Origin of the sequence: Actinopolyspora mortivallis DSM 44261 (assembly GCF_000384035.1) — a bacterium.
Lineage (GTDB): Bacteria > Actinomycetota > Actinomycetes > Mycobacteriales > Pseudonocardiaceae > Actinopolyspora > Actinopolyspora mortivallis.
The window spans coordinates 1,617,449-1,636,398 of the sequence record NZ_KB913024.1 but is presented as its reverse complement, the minus strand read 5'-3'; the positions used below and the strand labels follow the sequence as shown (position 1 = coordinate 1,636,398).

Below are 18,950 nucleotides of genomic sequence, written 5' to 3'. Positions count from 1 at the left end.
GGCAAGCGACCACCGCACCCCTCTCCTGAGTTCGGTCGCACTCTCCATCACAGAATAAAACCAACTATGTGGTTTAGTAGCTTCGATGTCAAGACCCGACAGGATTCGGAACGGCGCAGGCACGTTTCCCCGTGCCGCGGCTGACCCCCTGAGCAACCCGTGAGCAACCCGGCACGGTGCTCGCCGCACCGCCGGAGAGACCGTGGTGGTCCACGATGAGACCATGCGGACTCGCAGAACACACCACGGCTCCGAGTCGATCAGCCCCACCGCGTACTACACCGGTTACGTGTGGGTCCACAACGGCCTCGGCCCCGGGTACCTCGCCACCACCCGTGGAAAGGCCTACTACCACGCGATGCGTCCCGGCACGGCGCTCGGCCGGATGCTCGGTGGCCCGGTGCTGGAGGACGTTCTGCTGGCGAGGCACCGGCTGATCGACCGTCTGCTGTCCACGGCGATCGAGTCCGGACGTGTCCGGGGAGTGCTCGAACTGGCCGCGGGGCTGTCACCCCGTGGCCTGGAGTTCGCCCGCCACTACGGAACGGAGATCACCTATGTCGAGACAGACCTGCCCGCCATGGCCGCCCGGAAGTACACCGCCCTGCGGCGGGCGGGGACGCTCGGCCCGAACCACCGGGTCGAGTCCCTCGACGTCCTGGGTGGGCGCGATCAGGAGGACTTCACCACCGTGCTGCGTCACTTCGCACGAGGCAGCGGGCTGGCAGTGGTCAGCGAGGGACTGCTCAACTATCTGTCCGCGGAGGCGGTGGGTGAGTTGTGGTCCCGGGTTCACGCTGCCCTGCGCCCCTTCCGAGAGGGTCTCTACCTGAGCGATCTCCACGTCTCCACGGACAGACGTGGCCCGGCCGAGGCGTTCGGGGCACGGCTGCTCGGCATGTTCGTGCGCAGCGGAGTGCACTTCCACTTCACGGACTCCACCCGGGCGCGGGCGGCGCTGCGCGCGACGGGGTTCGACAGGGTGACCGTCCACCACCCCTCGGACTTTCCCGGTGTCCTCACGGGCAGCCCCTCCTCCGCGGACCGGGTACGGGTGCTGGCCGCTGAGACCCGCTGAGAAACCCCGCGGACATCCCGCCGGCTCAAGAGGGGTAGGTATGCTTGCCTACCGAGACGAGGCCACCGACCCCGAGTGAGGAAACGGCGTTGAACTCCCGACGACTCACGTTCGTGTGCGCCCGCAGTGCCGTGTTCCTCGTGGTGGGACTGGTGGTGTTCACCCTGCTCGGATGGTCGGTGTACGGGGTCGTGGCCGTGGGGCTGCTCGCGGCGGCCGTGCTCGTCCAACTCGGGGGCGTGCTGTGGCTGCGTCGCTCGGAGGGGAAAACCCCCTTCGCCCCGAGGAGAGCCGGGAGGGCGGAGTGAACCGGCGACGGTGGAGTCGCCCTTCGCCCGGAGAACGACCGTTCGTGGAATTCCGATAGCCGTCCGGGCACGGACCCCGAACGGTCCGTCCGTTCCACTGTTGCCCGCCTCCGCACCGGAACCGGAGCAAGCGGCTCCACGACGGGGGATCCGCCCTGGCGGGTGACCTCGTTCTCACCGGCGGTGCGACCTCCACGGAACGGCCCGTATCCTGGGCAGTCAGCCCCGACAGCACGGGCACGTGCCCTGTCGGGGATCTCCCCTAACACCCGCCTTTTCACTCGTTTGGCCTACCGGGTCTTCTGCCCGGAATATCGGCTTTGCGACACTTGCGCATCGCGGTTGGAGCAGCGTCCTCCACCGGTCCAGAGTTCTTCCCCGGGACCGGCTGCGGAGAAGCTCGGCCGCGCGGCGACCGAGGCCGAAACACCCGGGGAAATCCAGTCATTGCACCAGCGATACAAGCACAGGTAGGTCGTGGTTACCAAGCAGGTTGAGCACCCCAAACACGTTGTCACCCCACACGCGCCCGAAGGTCGACAACGACCGCGCGAGAACGAGGTGGACCAGGCCATTGATCGCATCATCGCGAAGGGGCGGCCGCGCCTCTATCGAACGTGGCCCCAGTTGTTGGCGACCGCGCTGGTCGCCGGTGTGGAAGTGGCACTGGGCGTGCTCGCCCTGTTGACCGTGGAACAGAGCACCGGCAGTTCACTGCTGGCGGGCCTGGCCTTCTCGATAGCGTTGATCGCGCTGCTGCTCGGGCACGCGGAACTGTTCACCGAGGGCTTCCTGGTTCCCATCGTGGTGGTCACCGCTCGCCAGGCCAGTTGGCGTCGACTGGCACGTTTCTGGAGCGGGACCCTGGCCGGGAACCTGCTCGGCGGGTGGGCGTTGATGTTCGTGGTCATCACGGCCTTCCCCGAACTACGCACGACGGCCGTGGAGATGGGGGGCAAGTTCGCCCACGCACCACCCTCCCCCCAGAACCTGTGCCTGGCCATCCTGGCCGGCAGTTCCATCACGCTCATGACCAGGATGCACAACGGCACGGACAACGACATGGCCAAGCTCACGGCCAGCGCCCTGACCGGCTTCCTGATCGTGGGGACCGGGATGCACCACTCGGTCCTCGACTCCCTGCTGATCTTCGGGGGGATCCACGCGGGGGCCGACTACGGGTACCTGGAGTGGATCACCTGGCTCGGATGGGCGCTTGGCGGCAACATCATCGGCGGTGTCGGAATCACCACCGCGCTGCGGTTGATCCGCGGCTACGCCCGTATCCGGGAGTGGCGGCACATCTGAGTCCACCCCGTCCGGCGGTGTCGCCGGAGAGACGGACCGGCGCGGCCGGTGAACGAGGGGTCTCGTCCACCGGCCGCGTCAACCGACCGGTCACGCGTTCTTCGGCGACCAGTAGTCCAGCATCTCCGCGAAGGTCTCGAAGGCGGGCTTGGAGTTACCGTACGGCGCCTCCAGATGGACGCTCAACGGGAACCCGAGGTCGTGCACCCCGTCGATGACCCGCTTGTAGAGATCGACCAACTGACGCTTGCGTTCCTCGAAGGACTTCTCGGCGAGCCTGGCCACGAACTCCTGTTCCTGCTCGACCACGGGGTTACCCGGATCCTGGATGAGCCAGTCGATGAGTTTGGCCTTGCTCTCGGCCCCCGGGACGAACCCGAACGAGAGCAGGATCTCGGGACGGTGCGGGGTCTGCTGCGCGAACTCCTTGAGGAAGCCCACGATGGAGTCCGAGTACAGCAGCTGGGTCATGCCGTAGGTGGCGCCCCGCTCGCATTTGAAGTTGAACCGGCCGTGCTCTCCCTCACGGGTCGGGATCAGAATCACGCCCCGGTTGGGCACCAGGTCCTTGAACTCGGCCAGGGCGTCCGTGGGAGCCATACCCGGGCCTTCCCCGTCGTTCATGTTGCGCGGGACGCCCACGAAGGCGATCCCTTCCATCCCCGCGTTGCGCAGGGAGCTCAGCCGCTCGCCCAGCTCCTCCCTGTTGTGGAAGGCGGTGACCTGGGTACACAACCCCTTCACGTCACCGATCTCCGGCCGGACGGTGTGCCAGAAGTCGAGCGTGTCCATCTTCTGCTTGATCTCGACCGGACGATCGTCGTCCTCGGCGATCAGACCGGGGATCATCAGGTGCTGGATGCGGTCCCCGAGCCCGGACGTGCGGCAGCTCTCGGCCACCTTGCGGCCTTCCTCAACTGCGCTCTCCACACCGCCGTCCTGGTCCGGCGGTACCAGTTCGAGTGCGATCGTTTCCATGTCGGCCTCAGGTTTTCCTTCTGTCGACGTCGGTCACGGCGGATCGCGCCACCCCTCAGGGGCGAGCTCGCCCCACCGCGAGCACGATTCGTGCCACGAGCGAGCAACGTACGGACGCCAACCAAGGGGAAACACCTCCGTTGGTAGCAACGGTACTGCTCCGAACGGAGTAGTAAGCGAGGTCAGGGTTCCGCCCTCTTCCAGAGAAACCCCAGGTCACGCCGCATTGGCAGTACAAGCTGACAAAGCCGTTGCGTCATTCCGGTGATATCCGTCGCACGATCCGGGAGGCCGGGAACGTCACGGCCGCCTCCCTCCCTCTTCGCCCACGGCGGGACGGAACCGTGACGAACAGCGGCTGTACTGGGAATTCGTCGTTCGCCGCTTTCGCACGAAAGGTCCGTCGCGTCCCTCGACGCCGGGACGAGTCACCATCGCCCGGCGTTACGGGCCAGGAGTGTAGCGTTCGTCACTGACGGGCCCGAAGAATCACCCGTTCGGCCTCTGGCGAAGTAGACGGGCACGCGTTCTCGGTTTTTCCGATCCCCCGGTGACCTCACCCACACATCCACCCACTCGTGGTGGTCCCCAGCTCCCGCCGGGGAGTTGACTCGGAGAGTTCGCAACACCCGAGATCGAGCGAGGAACCACGTGGACATCTGGATGCTGTTGCTGGCGGGCACGATCGTGCTCGGTGGGGCCGTGGTGCAGGGCTCCGTCGGATTCGGTATGAATCTGATCGCCGCTCCGCTGCTGGCCATCGCCGATCCCGTACTCGTGCCGGTGCCCCTGCTGGTCACCGCCTCGGCCTTCGCCGTGCTCCCCCTGGTGCGCGAACGAGGGCAGGCCGACTGGCGTGGGGTGCGTTGGGCCCTGGTCGGCAGAGTCCCCGGCACCGTTCTCGGCGTGGCCGCCTTGGCGCTGTTGCCGAGCAGGTGGCTGGCTGTGCTGATCGGGGTGGTGGTACTCGTCTCCGTCGGGCTGTCGCTGCTGACCTGGCGCCCCCGTCCCGTTCCGTCGACACTGTTCACGGCCGGGGTGTTCAGCGGGGTCTTCGGTACCGCGGCGGCGGTGGGGGGACCACCGATGGCGCTGGTGTACCAACACAACACCGGTCCCACCGTACGCAGCACGCTCAGCGCCTACTTCGCCCTCGGCTCACTGCTGTCACTGGGGGCGCTGCTGCTCTCCGGACAGGTACAGCCCCAACAACTGCTGGCCGCCGCGGTACTCTTCCCCTTCGCCATGCTCGGATTCGTGCTCTCCGGACCGCTCCGCCGACCGCTGGACCGGGGAGGCACCAGGCCCGCACTGCTCGGACTCGCCGCGTTCAGCGCGCTCTCCCTGTTGTTCAAGGCTCTGGGCTGAGGCGGAGGCGGGAACCTCCCCCGGTCCGCGACGCGCCGCAGAATGGGGACATGCGGATCGAAGCGGTACAGGGCGACATCACCGAACAACACGTGGACGCGGTGGTCAACGCGGCCAACACGAGTCTGTTGGGTGGGGGTGGCGTGGACGGTGCCATCCACCGCCGGGGAGGCAAGGAGATCCTGGAGGCCTGCCGGAGGCTGCGTGCCACGGACTACCCGGACGGACTTCCGGTGGGATCCGCCGTGGCGACCACGGCGGGTGAGCTGCCGGCCCAGTGGGTGATTCACACCGTGGGGCCGACCTACTCGGCCTCCGAGGACCGCTCCGCCGCCCTCGCCTCGTGCTACCGGGAGTCCCTGTGGGTGGCCGACTCGCTGGGAGCGCGAAGCGTGGCCTTCCCCGCCGTTTCCACCGGGGTCTACCGCTATCCGGTGGAGGCGGCCGCCGAGATCGCCACGGCGGAGGTGCGCGCCGCCGACTCTGCCGTGGAACTCGTCCGCTTCGTGCTGTTCGACGAACGGACCAGAAGCGTCTTCGCCGAGGTGCTCGGCAGGGACTGACCTCGGAGGAACGTGCGGACTCCGCCCGTGTGTCACCAGCGTCTCCGCCGACGGGACAACGTGGATCACAGACCGAGTTGCGTCACATTTCCCGCATCCCTGCCCTTACGTGAGGGTAGAGTCTGACGGGTTCGCGTGAGCCCCGTCGGTGTGGCTCCGCCCGTTTTCGTTTGACCGCTTTCCGCATCGCACGAAAGAAGATGATGTCGCGACCTGACCTGACGCGTTCTCGTCCCCACTGGCTGTCCTTCCGGGTGCTGCGCACCGAGGCCCTGGCCGGTCTCGTCGTAGCACTCGCCCTGATCCCCGAAGCGATCTCGTTCTCCATCATCGCCGGAGTCGACCCCAGGGTCGGCCTGTTCGCCTCGTTCGTCATGGCCGTGACCATCTCGGTCGCCGGGGGACGCCGCGCCATGATCTCGGGGGCCACCGGAGCGATCGCACTGGTGCTGATCCCCGTGGTCCACGAGTACGGCACGGACTACCTGATAGCCACCGTCCTGCTCGGCGGAGCCCTCCAGGCGCTGCTGGCGCTGCTCGGGGTCGCACGGTTGATGCGCTTCCTGCCGCGCAGCGTGATGGTCGGCTTCGTCAACGCACTGGCCGTTCTGATCCTCCTCGCGCAACTGCCGTACCTGACCGGTGTCCCGTGGAGTGTCTACGCGCTGGTCGCGGCAGGACTGGTCATCATGATCGGCCTGCCCCGCCTGACCACCGCGGTTCCCGCGCCCCTGGTCGCGATCGTGGCGCTGACCGCCGTCACCGTGATCGCGGGAATAACCGTGCCGACCGTCGGCGACCAGGGAGAACTCCCCCACACTCTGCCGGTTCCCGGCCTTCCCTCCGTGCCGCTCACCTTCGAGACCCTACGTGTCATCGCCCCGTACGCGGTGGGCATGGCCCTGGTGGGGCTCATGGAGTCGCTGATGACAGCCAAACTGGTCGACGACATCACTGACGAGCACTCCAACAAGACCCGCGAGTCCTGGGGGCAGGGACTGGCCAACATCGTCACCGGCTTCTTCGGCGGCATGGGTGGGTGCGCCATGATCGGCCAGACCATGATCAACGTGAAGTCCAGCGGCGCCCGCACCCGACTGTCCACGTTCCTGGCCGGGGTGTTCCTGCTGGTCCTCGTACTGGCGCTGGGGCCGGTCGTGGCAATCATTCCCATGGCGGCGCTGGTCGGAGTGATGATCATGGTTTCGATCGGCACCTTCGACTGGCACAGCATCCAGCCACGAACCCTGCGCAGGATGCCGAAGAGCGAAACGGCCGTCATGCTGGTGACCGTGGGGGTCACCGTGGCCACGCACAACCTCGCCATCGGCGTCGTGGTCGGGGTGGTCATGGCCATCGTCATGTTCGCCCAGCGGGTGGCCCACCTGGTCACCGTCGACAGTGTCCTCGACCCGGACGGCACCACCAAGATCTACCGGGTGACCGGTCAGCTGTTCTTCGCCTCCAGCAACGACCTGGTGTTCCAGTTCGACTACGCCGGTGATCCCGGCACCGTGGTCATCGACCTGTCGGGAGCCCACATCTGGGACGCCTCCACCGTGGCCGCGCTGGACGCCATCGAGACCAAGTACCGTCAACGCGGGACCACGGTCACCATCAACGGCATGAACGAGCCCAGCAAACGACGCCACCAGGCACTGGCCGGCCAACTGGGGGGCGGACACTAGAACCCAAGCGCCTCCCCGGGGGGCGACCACGTCACCGGGCGGGAGGTCTTTCCGCCTCCGCCGGGTGTCCCGCGGGACACCCGGCGGAGCTCATCACGCACCGGGCCTGCGCCGCGGCGTTCGCCCCGACCGGGGCGGAACGTTCACGGCAGACGTCGCCACAGTGTGTCCGCGAAGTCCTCTGCCGTGCGCAACTCGGCACGAAGACTCGTGCAGCGCTCCCGCACCGAGGTGTGGAACTCCTCGAGTCTGTCGCGACGCTGCTCCGTGAGCTCACCGTGTTCACGGTCGTCGAGGATCTCCAGTAGTTCCCTCATCTGGTCGAGCTGGAAGCCCAACGGCTTCATCCGTTTGATCATGTTCAGCCGTTCGACGTCCGGCTCGGTGTAGAGCCGGAAACCGCCCTGGCTGCGCGCGCTCGGCACCACCAGCCCGACTTCCTCGTAGTAGCGGATGGTGCGCAACGACAGACCGGTGCGCTCGGCGACCTCGCCGATCCGCATGTGTCCGGACACGGTCGCGCCCCTTTCCTGCTCACCGGATGTCGACCGGCCGAACCGTCTCGACTCCCCACCCGTGGCCGATCCACGGTCGTCCCCTCAGGATATTCGCCCCGGACGCGGGCGAGCTCCCACCGTCGCCCCGGCGGCGGCCCACGTGTCCGGTGACGTGCGTCGCACTCCCTCGATCACCTACCGACCGTATGGTATGCCTGCCGACCATCAAGTCCGTCCCACGGAGGTGCTCGTGTCCGACACAGCATGGACCCACCCGGGTGCCCACGAGGTCTCCCCCGGGGTGTACCGGATACCGCTGCCGATGCCCAGCGACGGGCTGCGCGCCGTCAACGTGTACGCACTGTGGGACTCCGCAGGGATCGCCCTGGTTGACGGAGGTTGGGCGCTGCCCGAGTCCCGACGGCTGCTGGGAGAGGCGCTGGAGACACTGGGGGCGCGTCCGGCGGACATCACCAGAATACTGGTCACCCACGCGCACCGTGACCACTACACCCAGGCGATCGCGCTGCGGGAGGAACTCGGCTGCCACGTCGCGCTCGGGGAGGGTGAGCGGGCCAACCTGGAACGGCTCGGCGCCCGGGACCACATCCCCCTGGAACGGCAACGCCGGGAACTGGTCGAGTGCGGGGCGGAGCACGTACTCGACGAACTGAGCGCGGAGTTCGACACCGGGACTCCGGAGCACGGACCCCACTGGCAGCAACCGGACGAATGGCTCAGTGACGGCACCGAACTCGTCCTCGCCGAGCGCACGCTCCGTGTGGTGAGCACTCCGGGACACACTCGGGGACACGTGGTGTTCCACGACGAGGACAACGGTCTGGTGTTCACGGGTGACCACGTACTGCCCGCCATCACCCCGTCGGTGGGTCTCGAACAGGCTCCCGGCCCCCTCCCCCTGCGGGACTACCTCGACTCGCTGCACCTGGTGCGGAAACTGCCCGACGACCGGATACTGCCCGCCCACGGTCCCGTACACGACAGCCTGCGCTCCCGGGTGGACGAACTGCTCTCCCACCACCAGCGGCGGCTCGACACCATGGCCGCCACCGTGGAGCGGGGAGCGAGCACCGCCTACGAGACCGCCCGCGCCCTGAACTGGACCCGGCACGAACGCACACTGGACGAGCTGGACGTCTTCAGCAGGATCCTGGCCGTGCTGGAGACCTCGGCGCATCTGAAACTGTTGGTCAGTCAGCGGCGCCTGGCCAGCGAACGGAGCGCGGGAGTGTTGCGCTACTCCTGCCGGTGATGTTTTCCGTGTGCCGTGCCATCGTCCTCCCGCGCCGGGGCCGGGACGGGGGCACGACGTGCGCGCAACACGGCACCGAGCAGCGCCACCACGGTTCCCCCCAACGCGTAAGCGGCTATGACCAGCACGTCGCCGGTCACATGGTGGGATCCGAAGTAGACGATGTTGCGCACCGCGTCCGTTCCCGCCCCGTTCGGCAGGGCGGTGCTGATCTCCCGCCAGAAGGCGGGCAGTAGTTCGGGGGCGTAGGCACCGCCCGCACTCGGGTTGCCCAGCACCACGAAGAGCAACACCGTGAGACCGATCCCCACCACCCCGAACAGCACCTGCAAGGCCATGGTCACCGCGGCGGCCGCGAACACCAGCAACGCTCCCAGCAACCACAGTCGGACCGGGTGTCCGGTGAGCGCTCCCAGCAGTGGACCGACGACCAGTGCGCCACCCAGACCGGAGAGCACCGCGTAAACCGCCACCGAGACGAGCCGGATCGCCGCCCGGCTCGGGTTGGCCGGCAGAGCACCGCGCGACACCCCCAGCAACGCGGCCACGAGGTAGCCGCCGACCGTCCATCCCACCACCAGGTAGAAACCGGTCAACCCCCGGGAGTCCCCACTCTGGACCGGTACCACGTCGCTGACCTCCAGCTGCCGCCCTTGTCGGGCCGCCATCCCACCGAGGACGCTCCGCACCGCCTCGGCCTTGGCCGAGCCCCCGGCGGTGGCCAACAACAACCGGTCCGCGGGCTCGGAGGGACGGAGCACGTACACACCCGCCGTCTCCCCGGAGGTGAGCGCCTCCCGGGCGGCCCGCGGGTCGGGAGCCGTCCGGGCCCGCAACGGCTCGTCCGGCAACGCGTTGATCCTGTCGACCATCCTGTCCGCGGCTGCCTCGGGTCCCGCCACCCGTACCGACAACCGGTGCGGAGAGGGATCGTGGAAGGCCCCCACATAGGACAGAATGAATCCCATCTGCAACAACAGCACCCCGACGATCAGCAGGAACGTCCGGAACGAAACGGCGTCCCGCACCTCGCCCGCCACCGCTCTTCTCGGGGCACTCCGCGTCCCGCCCGAGGTCCGCGTGTCGCCTTCCGGATCACTCACGCTCGTGACACCTCCCGCCCGAGGAGCCGTCGGCACCTGTCGGTCCTCACTGTGCACGACACGGAGGAGTTCGGCCGGGCGACATCCCGCTCGCCTCCGTGATGTCGGAACGGGTTTCGGTGTGTAGGATGGCGTCAGGTCGTTTTCTGAGTCGTGTCACACGCACGTTCGCAGATGTTTGGTGCGGGCGAGCCGCTGTCTTTGGTGTAGCTGGAGTAGGCGCCGTCTGAGATCCACGACCGAGGGTGGCCGCGAGAGGGTCGGCCACCGGTGACCTGCAGTCAGCTCCCGGAAGGAGACAGCCATGCCCCAAGGCACCGTGAAGTGGTTCAGCTCGGAGAAGGGCTTCGGTTTCATCGCCCCGGACGAGGGTGGCCCGGACGTGTTCGTGCACTATTCCGCGATCGACGCCCCCGGCTTCCGTACGCTGGACGAGGCTCAACAGGTGGAGTACACGGTCAGCCAGGGGTCGAAGGGGCCGCAGGCCGACACCGTCCGCGCTCTCTGAGGGCCTCTGCCCGGATTCTTAACCGCGTGGGTGAGCGTCTCCCGTGGGAGACGCTCACCCACGCGCGTTCGTGCGGTCACGTGCCCGGACTGTTTTCCCACATCACGGGAAAAACACGGATTCGCACCCCCTTTCGCCCTGTGCTGTGACGTGGATCGCGGCACCACCGGATTTCGTCGGGTAGACGTGGACGACCGATGGTCGCCCCACACTTCCGAACGGACTCGACGGTGGTCGAGCCGTTCCGTGACGCCGAGTACCCCGAGAACCCCTACCCGGGAGCTCGCCCCGACTGCTCCTTCGTCCACGTCGACGGGACGGGTTATCCGGTCCTTCCCGACGGGACGGCCCCCTCCGGCTGGCGGGTGGTGACGGACACCGAGCGCCCCTGCCTGAACCACTGGCTCACGACACGGGGGGCCGCTCCCCTCCACCGACGTCGCCCCGTACTCGCCTACGGCTCGAACGTCTGCCCGGAGAAGATCAGCTGGTTGCGTTCCGAGTTGGGACTGGCCGGCCCGGCCGTGGTTCTCCGGGCGAGCTGCACCGACATGGCCGCCGTGTGGTCGGCCGGGCTGCGTCCTCGGGACGGGCAACGTCCCGCCGTGCTCGCCTCGGCACCGGGAACGGTCGAGCAGCACGCGGTCTGGTACGCGACCGCCCAGCAACGGCGGGTGCTCGACCGCTGCGAGGGCCGGGGACGGCGTTACCGACTGGTCCGGCTGCACCGATCACACCCCGTCCGGTTGGATGACGGTACCGAACCCGAACGGCTGCTCGCCTACACCGCGGCGGACCGGGAGATGGCCCCGCTGCTCGTCGACGGGGCTCCGGTCCGCTGTTCCGAGGTGGAACAGTACGGTGCGCTCGCGCTGGACGGGACTCCGGCGGTGGGCGACGGTCTTCGCTGCACCGAGATCGTGGGAGAGCCCTCTCCGCGCTGAGCACTTCCCCGCCTCCGCCTCTCACCGCCGCGCTCCCTCCGGTCCGGCGGCCCCTCCTCGCGTCCGTGGTGTTCACCCGGAGACCGCGTGATCTTCATGCTGTCGGGCGAGTTCGTCTCCCGAAGTGGGGCGCGGCTGTTGACGTCCTCCCTCAGCACGGCCAATATTGCGTTATAAGCAATACTTTGCGTGATAAGCAACAATTTTTGGCCATCGTTACTCACGTGGCTCACGCGGACACGGCTCTCGGGTCACCGGCCCAGGCACGGTACGACCACCGAAACCACTCGCGGGAGGCCCGACCGATTCACGAGGGAGCAGCCGATGAGGATTCTTGTCGCCGACGCCTTCCCGGAAGACTCCCTGACCGCGCTCACCGAGGCGGGGGATGAGTGCCGCTACCTGCCGGAGACGACCCCAGAACGACTCGGGGAGTCCCTGCGAGGCTGCGAGGTTCTCGTCGTCCGCAGCACGCGGGTCCCCGCACCGGTGTTCGCCGAGGCCGACGCGCTGCGGTTGGTCATCAGAGCGGGTTCCGGCACCAACACCATCGACCGTGCCGCCGCGGGCGAACACGGTGTCCACGTGTGCAACGTACCCGGCAGGAACTCCACGGCCGTGGCCGAACTCGCGTTCGCCCTGCTGCTCGCACTGGACCGCAACATCGCCGACAACGTCGCCGACCTGAGGGCGGGACGCTGGGACAAACGACGCTACTCCCGGGCCCGCGGAATCCACGGGCGCAGGGTCGGCGTGCTCGGCCTCGGAGACATCGGGCTGGAGTTCGCCACTCGGGCCGCCGCCTTCGGGACCCATGTCCACGCGGTGGACAAACCCCGCCGCGACCCGGAAGTCCTCGAACGGGCTCGCTCCCTCGGCATCACCTTCCTTCCCAACACCGAGGAACTCGTCAGCACCTGCGACGTGCTCTCCCTGCACCTGCCACTCACGGAGGAGACCCGCGGGCTGGTCGACCACGAGCTGCTCTCCCGGGTACGGCCGGGGACGATCCTGCTCAACACCGCACGCGGAGAACTCGTCGACGAAGACGCCCTCATCGAGGCCATGGAGACCAAGGGAGTTCGCGCGGGTATCGACGTGTTCACGCACGAACCGGAAACGGCCACGGGCACCGTCGAGTCACGGCTGGCGAGCCACCCCAACGTCTACGGAACCCACCACATCGGGGCCTCGACCGAGCAGGCCCAGCGGGCCGTGGCGGCCGAGGTCGTCCGTATGGTCGAAGCCTTCCGGAACGGGACGGTGCTGCACTGCGTCAACGAGGACAGTCTGCGTAGCGGCCGCTCGACGCGGACGACCGCACCCACCGGTGGTGCGTCATGAGCGCCCCGCAACGACAGAGCCCCCGTGCCGTCGCGGAGGCCGGGGCAGGGGGGATCACCGTACGTCCGCCCCGAGTCTCGGTGATCGCCCCGCACGCGGTCGAGTCACTGGACGGATGTCTGGACCCGAACCGGGTACGCGACCTGCTGGAGACGGGAGGCTACGTCCGCCCGATGCTTCCCGCCGTGCTGGTGTACCGGCTGCGCAGCGGACGTCACGAACAGACGGGGGTCGTGGTCGAGGTCTCACTCGAGGACTACCGCAACGGGCGTATCCGACGTCACGAGGCCACCCGGCCGGACCGGGAACGCCGTATCGCCGAACTCACCGAAGCGAGCGGCGCCGAACAGATGCCGGTGATGCTCACCCATCCGGACCTGCCCGCACTCGCCTCCTCCCTGCGGGAGACGACCCGGCACACCCCGGACGTGGGCATCCTCTCCTCCGGAGGTGTGGAACACAGCGTCTGGATACGCCGGGACGCCGAGCTGGCCGGTTTGGTGCGGCGCGAACTGGGAGCCCTGTCGAGGGTGTACATCGCCGACGGCCACCACCGGATGGCCGTGGCGGAGCGCCGCTCGCGAACACGTCCGCACCGTGACACCGACACCCGCTCGTTCACCCTGGCCGCCCTGTTCCCGGGTAGCGAGATGCGGGTGCTCGGCTACCATCGCTGCCTGCCGGAACCCCCCGGTCTGTCCACCTCGGAGATACTGGACGTGCTGGCCGAGCACCCCACCGTGGCCCGGGTGGAGGAGTGCCCGCGCCACGCTCCGAGCAACCCGGCACCCGGCATGGTGCTCCTGCGACTGCACGACCGGTGTTTCCGCCTGTGGCTGGATCCCTCGGGCTCACCGGACCGCTCGGTCCGCGGGACGTTGGACGCGGTGGTGCTGGACGAACAGCTGTACCCGTACGTGGCACGTCTGGTGGACTCGGCGGGCTCCACCGTTCCGGCGGATCCCTCGGGAACGCGGTGCTGGTGCGCATCCAGGAACGCGGTCTGTTTCGTTCCCCGCCCTCCCGACGTCGAGCAGATCATGGCCGTCTCCGACACGGGCGCGGTGATGCCGCCGAAGTCCACCTGCTTCGACCCCAAGACGGCCCCGGGACTGTTCGTCCGCGAACTGCACTAGACAGCACTCGTTTCACCACCGACCACGGCGGGTAGCCCGACCGTACGCGGAACGGGTCCAGCCCAGGCGCGGGGAACGGCGTTGCCCGCCCCACGGAAAGGGACGCGGCTCCGGACACGATCGCCGAGCACGGGATACCACGGTGAACACGCTGTTCGAGGAACTCAGCACGGAGGGCCGCACGGCACTGCGACGAGGATCCCCCTCCGACCGGGAGGATCCGGCGCTGGCCACACTCGTGCACCGCCTGGGCCGTCTGCCGGTTGGTCGTGCCGGGAGGGCAGGGACCCCGCCTATGTGCTCAGGGAGGCGGGATGAGTAGCAGGACCATCCAGCTCGGCGGACACCGGGTCGAGGTGTCCAGGGCCGACAAGGTGCTGTTCCCCCGGGACGGGCTCACCAAGGGCGACATCGCTGAGTACTACCACCGGGTCGGTACCACCCTCGTGCGGTACACGAAGGACCGTCCCCTGGCCTCGGAGCGGTATCCGGACGGCATCGAGGGACAACGGATCTTCCAGAAGAACGTGTCCGAGCGGACCCCGCGATGGGTCCGTCGTGTCGAGGTCCCCAAAAGGGAGGGTGGGCGAAACCTCCAGGTGGTCTGCGAGGAACCCGACACACTGGTCCACCTGGCCGACCAGGGGTCCCTGACTCCGCACGTGTGGCTGTCCCGGATCGACGACCTCGAACGTCCGGACAGGATGGTCTTCGACCTGGACCCGTCCGACAACGGAGTCGAGGAACTCCGTTCCGCCGCCCACCACACCCGGCGGGTCCTGGAGGAGGTCGGGCTTCCCACCTTCGTCATGACCACAGGATCCCGTGGTTTCCACGTACTCGTCCCCCTCCGACGTGAGGACACCTTCCACCGGGTGCGCGAGTTCGCCCGCGGGATCGCCACGGTGCTGTCCGAGCGGAGTCCCGAGCTGCTGACCGCCGAGCAGCGCAAGGAGGACCGGGCGGGACGGATCTTCGTGGACTACCTGCGCAACTCCTACGCGCAGACCACGGTCGCCCCCTACTCGGTACGTGCCAGGAACACGGCCCCGGTGGCCATGCCGATCTCCTGGCACGAACTGGACGAGGCCAGTCCCCGCGGATTCACCGTCGGGGACGTTCCGCAACGGCTGGCCACCCACGGCGACGAGTGGTCCGGCATCGGAAACCGGGCCACCTCGCTCACCCGCCCACGCCAACGTCTCGCGGAACTTCATCCCGGATCCTGAACGAGCGACTTTCGGGAACCGGAAACACGGTCACGCGCGGTTGATGCTCGTTTCATCCGGGCGCACTACGGAAACACCGACCGTGTGAGCGACGAGGAGAAGGACACCGGCAACGGACGGGAACACTACGAGAAGGGACTTCCCGGCTACCACGACGTGCTGGGACGACTGACCGGGGCTCCGCCCGCATTGAGCGCCCTCACGCCGCGACTGTGGCTGGCGGCTTTCGGGGCCGTCTTCTGCCTCGGCTCGGGAGTGACGCTGCTCGTGACCATCGCGCCACTGCGCTGGTTCGGGGTGCTGCTCGTGGTGCTGGGGGTCGTGGCGGTGGTCGACCTGGCGTGGGTGGCACACCGCAAGCGGCGCGGGGAACCCGGGTGACGGCGGCGGACACCGGCGGGTTTCGAACCGCTCGGTGTGGGAAACCACGGGGGTGAGGGAAACGCACCCAGCCGAGGCCCGGAGACTCCGATGAGCACCACGAGAACCGCACCTCCACAGCGGGAGGACGTCGAGCTGGCCGATCCGCGCCAACTTCCCGACGACGGTCTCGGGCAGAGTCCCGGCCTCGAGACGATCTGGCTGCGGAAACCTCACCCCGACACGGACACCCGGCCGCAAGTCGATCACTCGGCCACGGACACCGGAGGTGAAACATGAGCACGGCGCGCGACGTGATGCAACCGAACCCCGAGTGCGTACGCACCGAGGAGACCGCGGCGGACGCGGCACGGAAAATGGCCCGGCTCGGGGTGGGAGCGTTGCCCATCTGCGGCAAGGACAACAAGGTCAAGGGCGTGGTCACCGACCGCGACCTGGTCATCAAGGTCGTCGCCCAGGGCAGGGACGCGGGAACCTTCCCCGCCGGGGACCTCAACCAGCAGGAGGCCGTGACGATCGGCGCCGACGACTCCTCCGAGGAGGCGCTGCGTCTGATGAGCGCGCACCAGATCCGCAGGCTTCCCGTCATCGACCAGCAGCGTCTGGTCGGCATCATCGCCGTGTCCGACCTGGCTCGCAACGTTCCGGAACCACGGGTGGGAGACCTCATGGAGGCACTCTCGGCGAGCTGATCGGCGGGGACGGCCCGTGCCGGAGGCAGTCACCCACCGGTGAGCACCCCGAAAGCGGTGCCGAGCAGATAGGTGGAGCCCGCCGCCGCCACACCGATGGCCAGCTGTCGCAGCGCACGCGAGGAGGGAGCGGCACCGGACAGCACTCCGACGACGGCACCGGTGAGCAACAACGCCGCTCCGCTCAAGACACCGGCCACGAACACGGCACCGAGCCCGTGGAGTCCCAGGAGGAAGGGCACCACGGGCAACAACGCCCCCACCGCGAAGGCGACGAAGCTCGACGAGGCGGCCCCCGCCGCGCTGCCCACCGCCTCGCCGGCGGAACCGTCCCCCTCCACGGCGGGCAGTCCGCCGGCGGAGTTCCGCAACACGGCGGCGGCGCTGCGCTCCGCCTCCTCGGCGGACAGCCCACGGGCACGGTACACCAGGGCCAGTTCGTTGGCGTTCACGTCGAGGTACGCCACGAAGCCGTGGGTTCTTTCGTCCGGGCGCGCGGCCGCGAGCAGTTCGCGCTGGGAACTGACCGAGACGTACTCCCCCGCCGCCATGGACAGGGCCCCGGCCAACAAACCGGAGAGCCCGGTCAGCAGCACCACCGTGGTCGTGGCTCCGCCGCCGATCACCCCGAGCACCAGCGCGAAGTTACTCACCAGACCGTCGTTGACCCCGAACACGGCGGCACGCAAGGTCCCGGACATGCGGGCACGGCCGCGCGCCGCCAGTCCACGGACCACCTCACCGTGGACGCGCTCGTCTGCCTCCATCGCCGCGGTGGCGTTCTCCTCGGAGCCGTAGGAGGAACGGTTCTCGGCGCGCTGGACCAGGGCCAGTACGAAAATCCATCCGAACCGCCGGGCCAACAGGGCCAACGTCCTCATGCGCAGGGTGGCCCGGCGTGGTTTCGCCTCCGACCCCAGCAACTTCCTCCAGTGCCCGGCGTGACGTTGCTCCGCCTCGGCCAGTCCGAGCAGGATCTCGCGTTCCACGCCCTGCCTGCGATCGGCGAGTTCGCGGTAGACCCTGGACTCCGCCAACTCGTCGGCCAGCATCCTGCGCCACGCCCGGATCTCGGCACGACGCGAGCGGCGACGTCCCGAAACACCTCTGTCGACCACGACCCGATGCTCGCACCGGCAGGACGGTTCCGCCGTCCGTGTGCACCTCACTTGCGGTCCGGACCGCAAATCCGTCGACACCGGAACGGGAAGCACCCGCGGCTCTCCCGTGGCCACGCGGCGATGAGCTGCGGTGTTCGTCGTTGTTTGCCTTTCCTGCCCGGAACGGAGAGATTGACCGCACGGCACCCGGAGGAAAGGAACGCGACAGTGCGCTCCAGCAGCGATCGAATCCTGACCACCCAGGTGGGCAGTCTCCCCCGCCCGGACGATGTTCTCGAACTCAACCGGCACCGTGCCGACGGATCCATCACCGAACAGCGTTATCGGAACGGTCTGGAACGGGCGACCGCGGATCTCGTCGAACGACAGCGTCGCATCGGGTTGGACGTCGTCGGCGACGGGGAGTTCGGCAAGGCCATGACCCAGAAAGTGGACTACGGCGCCTGGTGGTCCTACTCGTTCCAGCGTCTCGGCGGGTTGGAACTGGAGGACGTGTCCCTGTTCGACATCACCCACCGGCCCTCGAAGGCGGGAGACATCACCCTCGGCAGCTTCGGTGACCGACGTGACCGTGCTCTTTTCGCCGACGCCTACACCGACCCCACCTCCGGAGTGTTCACCAGCGGTGGACCCGCGATGGCTCCGGTGTGCCGGGGCCCGCTGGCCTACGTGGGGTACGAGGCCCTCCACACCGACATCGCCCGGTTCAGGAAAGCCCTGGACGAGTCCGGGGTGGACGAGGGCTTCATGACGTCGATCGGCCCGGGAAGCTGCTCACGGATCGGAAACGAGTACTACGAGGACGAGGAGGAGTTCCTCTACGCCTGCGCCGAGGCCATGCGGGAGGAGTACAAGGCGATCATCGACGCCGGTCTGATCCTGCAGTTGGACGATCCGGCCATCGCGGAGAACTGGGACCAGATCAACCCGGAACCCTCGGTGGAGGCCTACAAACGATTCACCATGAGCCGGGTGGAGGCCCTGAACCACGCGATCCGGGGCCTTCCGAAGGACCGCATCCGTTTCCACCTGTGCTGGGGGAGTTGGCACGGCCCCCACGTCACGGATCTGCCCATGCGGGATCTGGTCGACGTGCTGCTGGCGATCGACGTGCGGACCTACGCCTTCGAGGCGGGCAACGTCCGTCACGAACACGAGTGGAAGGTGTGGCGGGACGTCACGCTTCCGGAGGGGAAGTTGCTGCTTCCCGGAGTGGTCAGTCATGCCACCAACGTGGTCGAGCACCCCGAGCTCGTGGCCGACCGCATCGTCAAATTCGCCGAGTGCGTCGGGCGGGAGAACGTGTTGGCCTCCACCGACTGCGGGTTGGGAGGACGGCTGCACCCCCAGATCGCCTGGGCGAAACTCGAGGCGCTGCGCCAAGGAGCCGACCTGGCCACCGAGCGCCTGTGGTCCTGACTCGTCACGGGG

At 68.1% G+C, this 18,950-nt stretch carries 20 protein-coding genes; 16 read left to right on the top strand and 4 right to left on the bottom strand.

What is annotated here, in order from left to right; translation table 11 throughout:
• Positions 1-223 precede the first annotated feature (223 nt).
• The 3 genes from ACTMO_RS20720 (at position 224) to ACTMO_RS0107915 (ending at position 2,694) form a co-directional block, all read left to right on the top strand.
• A complete protein-coding gene (locus ACTMO_RS20720) occupies positions 224-1,078 on the top strand; it encodes a class I SAM-dependent methyltransferase (protein WP_026448982.1) in 855 nt (284 codons plus the stop codon).
• A gap of 89 nt (positions 1,079-1,167) precedes the next feature.
• Positions 1,168-1,386 carry a hypothetical protein gene (locus ACTMO_RS0107920; RefSeq protein ID WP_019854145.1) on the top strand — a complete coding sequence of 73 codons (219 nt, stop codon included), beginning with the start codon at positions 1,168-1,170 and terminating at the stop codon, positions 1,384-1,386.
• 561 nt (positions 1,387-1,947) lie between these two features.
• Positions 1,948-2,694, top strand: coding sequence for a formate/nitrite transporter family protein (locus ACTMO_RS0107915; protein ID WP_019854144.1), 747 nt, complete (start codon positions 1,948-1,950; stop codon positions 2,692-2,694).
• 90 nt (positions 2,695-2,784) lie between these two features.
• Here ACTMO_RS0107915 and ACTMO_RS0107910 read toward each other — a convergent pair whose 3' ends face one another.
• Complete coding sequence (locus tag ACTMO_RS0107910; protein ID WP_019854143.1) at positions 2,785-3,672, bottom strand: mycobacterial-type methylenetetrahydrofolate reductase; 888 nt, start codon at positions 3,670-3,672, stop codon at positions 2,785-2,787.
• A 651-nt stretch (positions 3,673-4,323) separates the two neighbouring features.
• On the opposite strand from ACTMO_RS0107910, the gene ACTMO_RS0107905 reads away from it, so the two are divergent.
• The 3 genes from ACTMO_RS0107905 to ACTMO_RS0107895 all read left to right on the top strand — a co-directional run bounded on the left by ACTMO_RS0107905 (position 4,324) and on the right by ACTMO_RS0107895 (position 7,291).
• Positions 4,324-5,040 carry a sulfite exporter TauE/SafE family protein gene (locus ACTMO_RS0107905; RefSeq protein ID WP_019854142.1) on the top strand — a complete coding sequence of 239 codons (717 nt, stop codon included), beginning with the start codon at positions 4,324-4,326 and terminating at the stop codon, positions 5,038-5,040.
• A gap of 50 nt (positions 5,041-5,090) precedes the next feature.
• Positions 5,091-5,603 carry an O-acetyl-ADP-ribose deacetylase gene (locus ACTMO_RS0107900; protein WP_019854141.1) on the top strand — a complete coding sequence of 171 codons (513 nt, stop codon included), beginning with the start codon at positions 5,091-5,093 and terminating at the stop codon, positions 5,601-5,603.
• A 200-nt stretch (positions 5,604-5,803) separates the two neighbouring features.
• Positions 5,804-7,291, top strand: coding sequence for a SulP family inorganic anion transporter (locus tag ACTMO_RS0107895; RefSeq protein WP_019854140.1), 1,488 nt, complete (start codon positions 5,804-5,806; stop codon positions 7,289-7,291).
• A gap of 143 nt (positions 7,292-7,434) precedes the next feature.
• Here the strand turns inward: ACTMO_RS0107895 and ACTMO_RS0107890 are convergent, their stop codons facing one another.
• Positions 7,435-7,806, bottom strand: coding sequence for a MerR family transcriptional regulator (locus tag ACTMO_RS0107890; RefSeq protein ID WP_019854139.1), 372 nt, complete (start codon positions 7,804-7,806; stop codon positions 7,435-7,437).
• A 232-nt stretch (positions 7,807-8,038) separates the two neighbouring features.
• Here ACTMO_RS0107890 and ACTMO_RS0107885 point away from each other — a divergent pair, with 232 nt between their 5' ends.
• Positions 8,039-9,061, top strand: a complete 1,023-nt coding sequence (locus ACTMO_RS0107885) for an MBL fold metallo-hydrolase (RefSeq protein WP_019854138.1) — start codon at positions 8,039-8,041, stop codon at positions 9,059-9,061.
• Here the strand turns inward: ACTMO_RS0107885 and ACTMO_RS20715 are convergent.
• Positions 9,046-10,164, bottom strand: a complete 1,119-nt coding sequence (locus ACTMO_RS20715) for an ABC-2 transporter permease (RefSeq protein WP_169509052.1) — start codon at positions 10,162-10,164, stop codon at positions 9,046-9,048. The two genes, ACTMO_RS0107885 and ACTMO_RS20715, sit on opposite strands and share 16 nt — an antisense overlap.
• Before the next feature lie 304 nt (positions 10,165-10,468).
• On the opposite strand from ACTMO_RS20715, the gene ACTMO_RS0107875 reads away from it, so the two are divergent.
• From ACTMO_RS0107875 to ACTMO_RS0107835, 8 genes are all read left to right on the top strand, one after another.
• Positions 10,469-10,672 (top strand): cold-shock protein, encoded by a 204-nt coding sequence (locus ACTMO_RS0107875; RefSeq protein ID WP_019854136.1) that lies wholly within the window; start codon positions 10,469-10,471, stop codon positions 10,670-10,672.
• Positions 10,673-10,902: 230 nt separating this feature from the next.
• On the top strand, positions 10,903-11,616 hold the full coding sequence (locus ACTMO_RS0107870; protein ID WP_245556076.1) for a hypothetical protein: 714 nt from the start codon (positions 10,903-10,905) through the stop codon (positions 11,614-11,616).
• A gap of 324 nt (positions 11,617-11,940) precedes the next feature.
• A complete protein-coding gene (locus tag ACTMO_RS0107860) occupies positions 11,941-12,960 on the top strand; it encodes an NAD(P)-dependent oxidoreductase (protein ID WP_019854133.1) in 1,020 nt (339 codons plus the stop codon).
• Positions 12,957-14,096, top strand: a complete 1,140-nt coding sequence (locus ACTMO_RS0107855; RefSeq protein WP_019854132.1) for a DUF1015 family protein — start codon at positions 12,957-12,959, stop codon at positions 14,094-14,096. The genes ACTMO_RS0107860 and ACTMO_RS0107855 overlap by 4 nt, the downstream gene beginning before the upstream one ends.
• Before the next feature lie 314 nt (positions 14,097-14,410).
• On the top strand, positions 14,411-15,325 hold the full coding sequence (gene ligD, locus ACTMO_RS0107850) for a non-homologous end-joining DNA ligase (RefSeq protein ID WP_019854131.1): 915 nt from the start codon (positions 14,411-14,413) through the stop codon (positions 15,323-15,325).
• An 84-nt stretch (positions 15,326-15,409) separates the two neighbouring features.
• Positions 15,410-15,706 carry a hypothetical protein gene (locus ACTMO_RS0107845; RefSeq protein WP_019854130.1) on the top strand — a complete coding sequence of 99 codons (297 nt, stop codon included), beginning with the start codon at positions 15,410-15,412 and terminating at the stop codon, positions 15,704-15,706.
• A 90-nt stretch (positions 15,707-15,796) separates the two neighbouring features.
• Entirely contained in the window at positions 15,797-15,985 is a 189-nt protein-coding gene (locus ACTMO_RS0107840) for a hypothetical protein (RefSeq protein ID WP_019854129.1), read from the top strand.
• Positions 15,982-16,398 (top strand): CBS domain-containing protein, encoded by a 417-nt coding sequence (locus ACTMO_RS0107835; protein ID WP_019854128.1) that lies wholly within the window; start codon positions 15,982-15,984, stop codon positions 16,396-16,398. The genes ACTMO_RS0107840 and ACTMO_RS0107835 overlap by 4 nt, the downstream gene beginning before the upstream one ends.
• A 29-nt stretch (positions 16,399-16,427) precedes the next feature.
• Here ACTMO_RS0107835 and ACTMO_RS0107830 read toward each other — a convergent pair whose 3' ends face one another.
• The gene (locus ACTMO_RS0107830) at positions 16,428-17,450 is read right to left on the bottom strand and encodes a VIT1/CCC1 transporter family protein (RefSeq protein WP_019854127.1); all 1,023 of its coding nucleotides are present in this window, start codon (positions 17,448-17,450) and stop codon (positions 16,428-16,430) included.
• A gap of 276 nt (positions 17,451-17,726) precedes the next feature.
• Here ACTMO_RS0107830 and ACTMO_RS0107825 point away from each other — a divergent pair, with 276 nt between their 5' ends.
• Entirely contained in the window at positions 17,727-18,938 is a 1,212-nt protein-coding gene (locus ACTMO_RS0107825; RefSeq protein ID WP_019854126.1) for a cobalamin-independent methionine synthase II family protein, read from the top strand.
• The last annotated feature ends 12 nt before the right edge of the window (positions 18,939-18,950 follow it).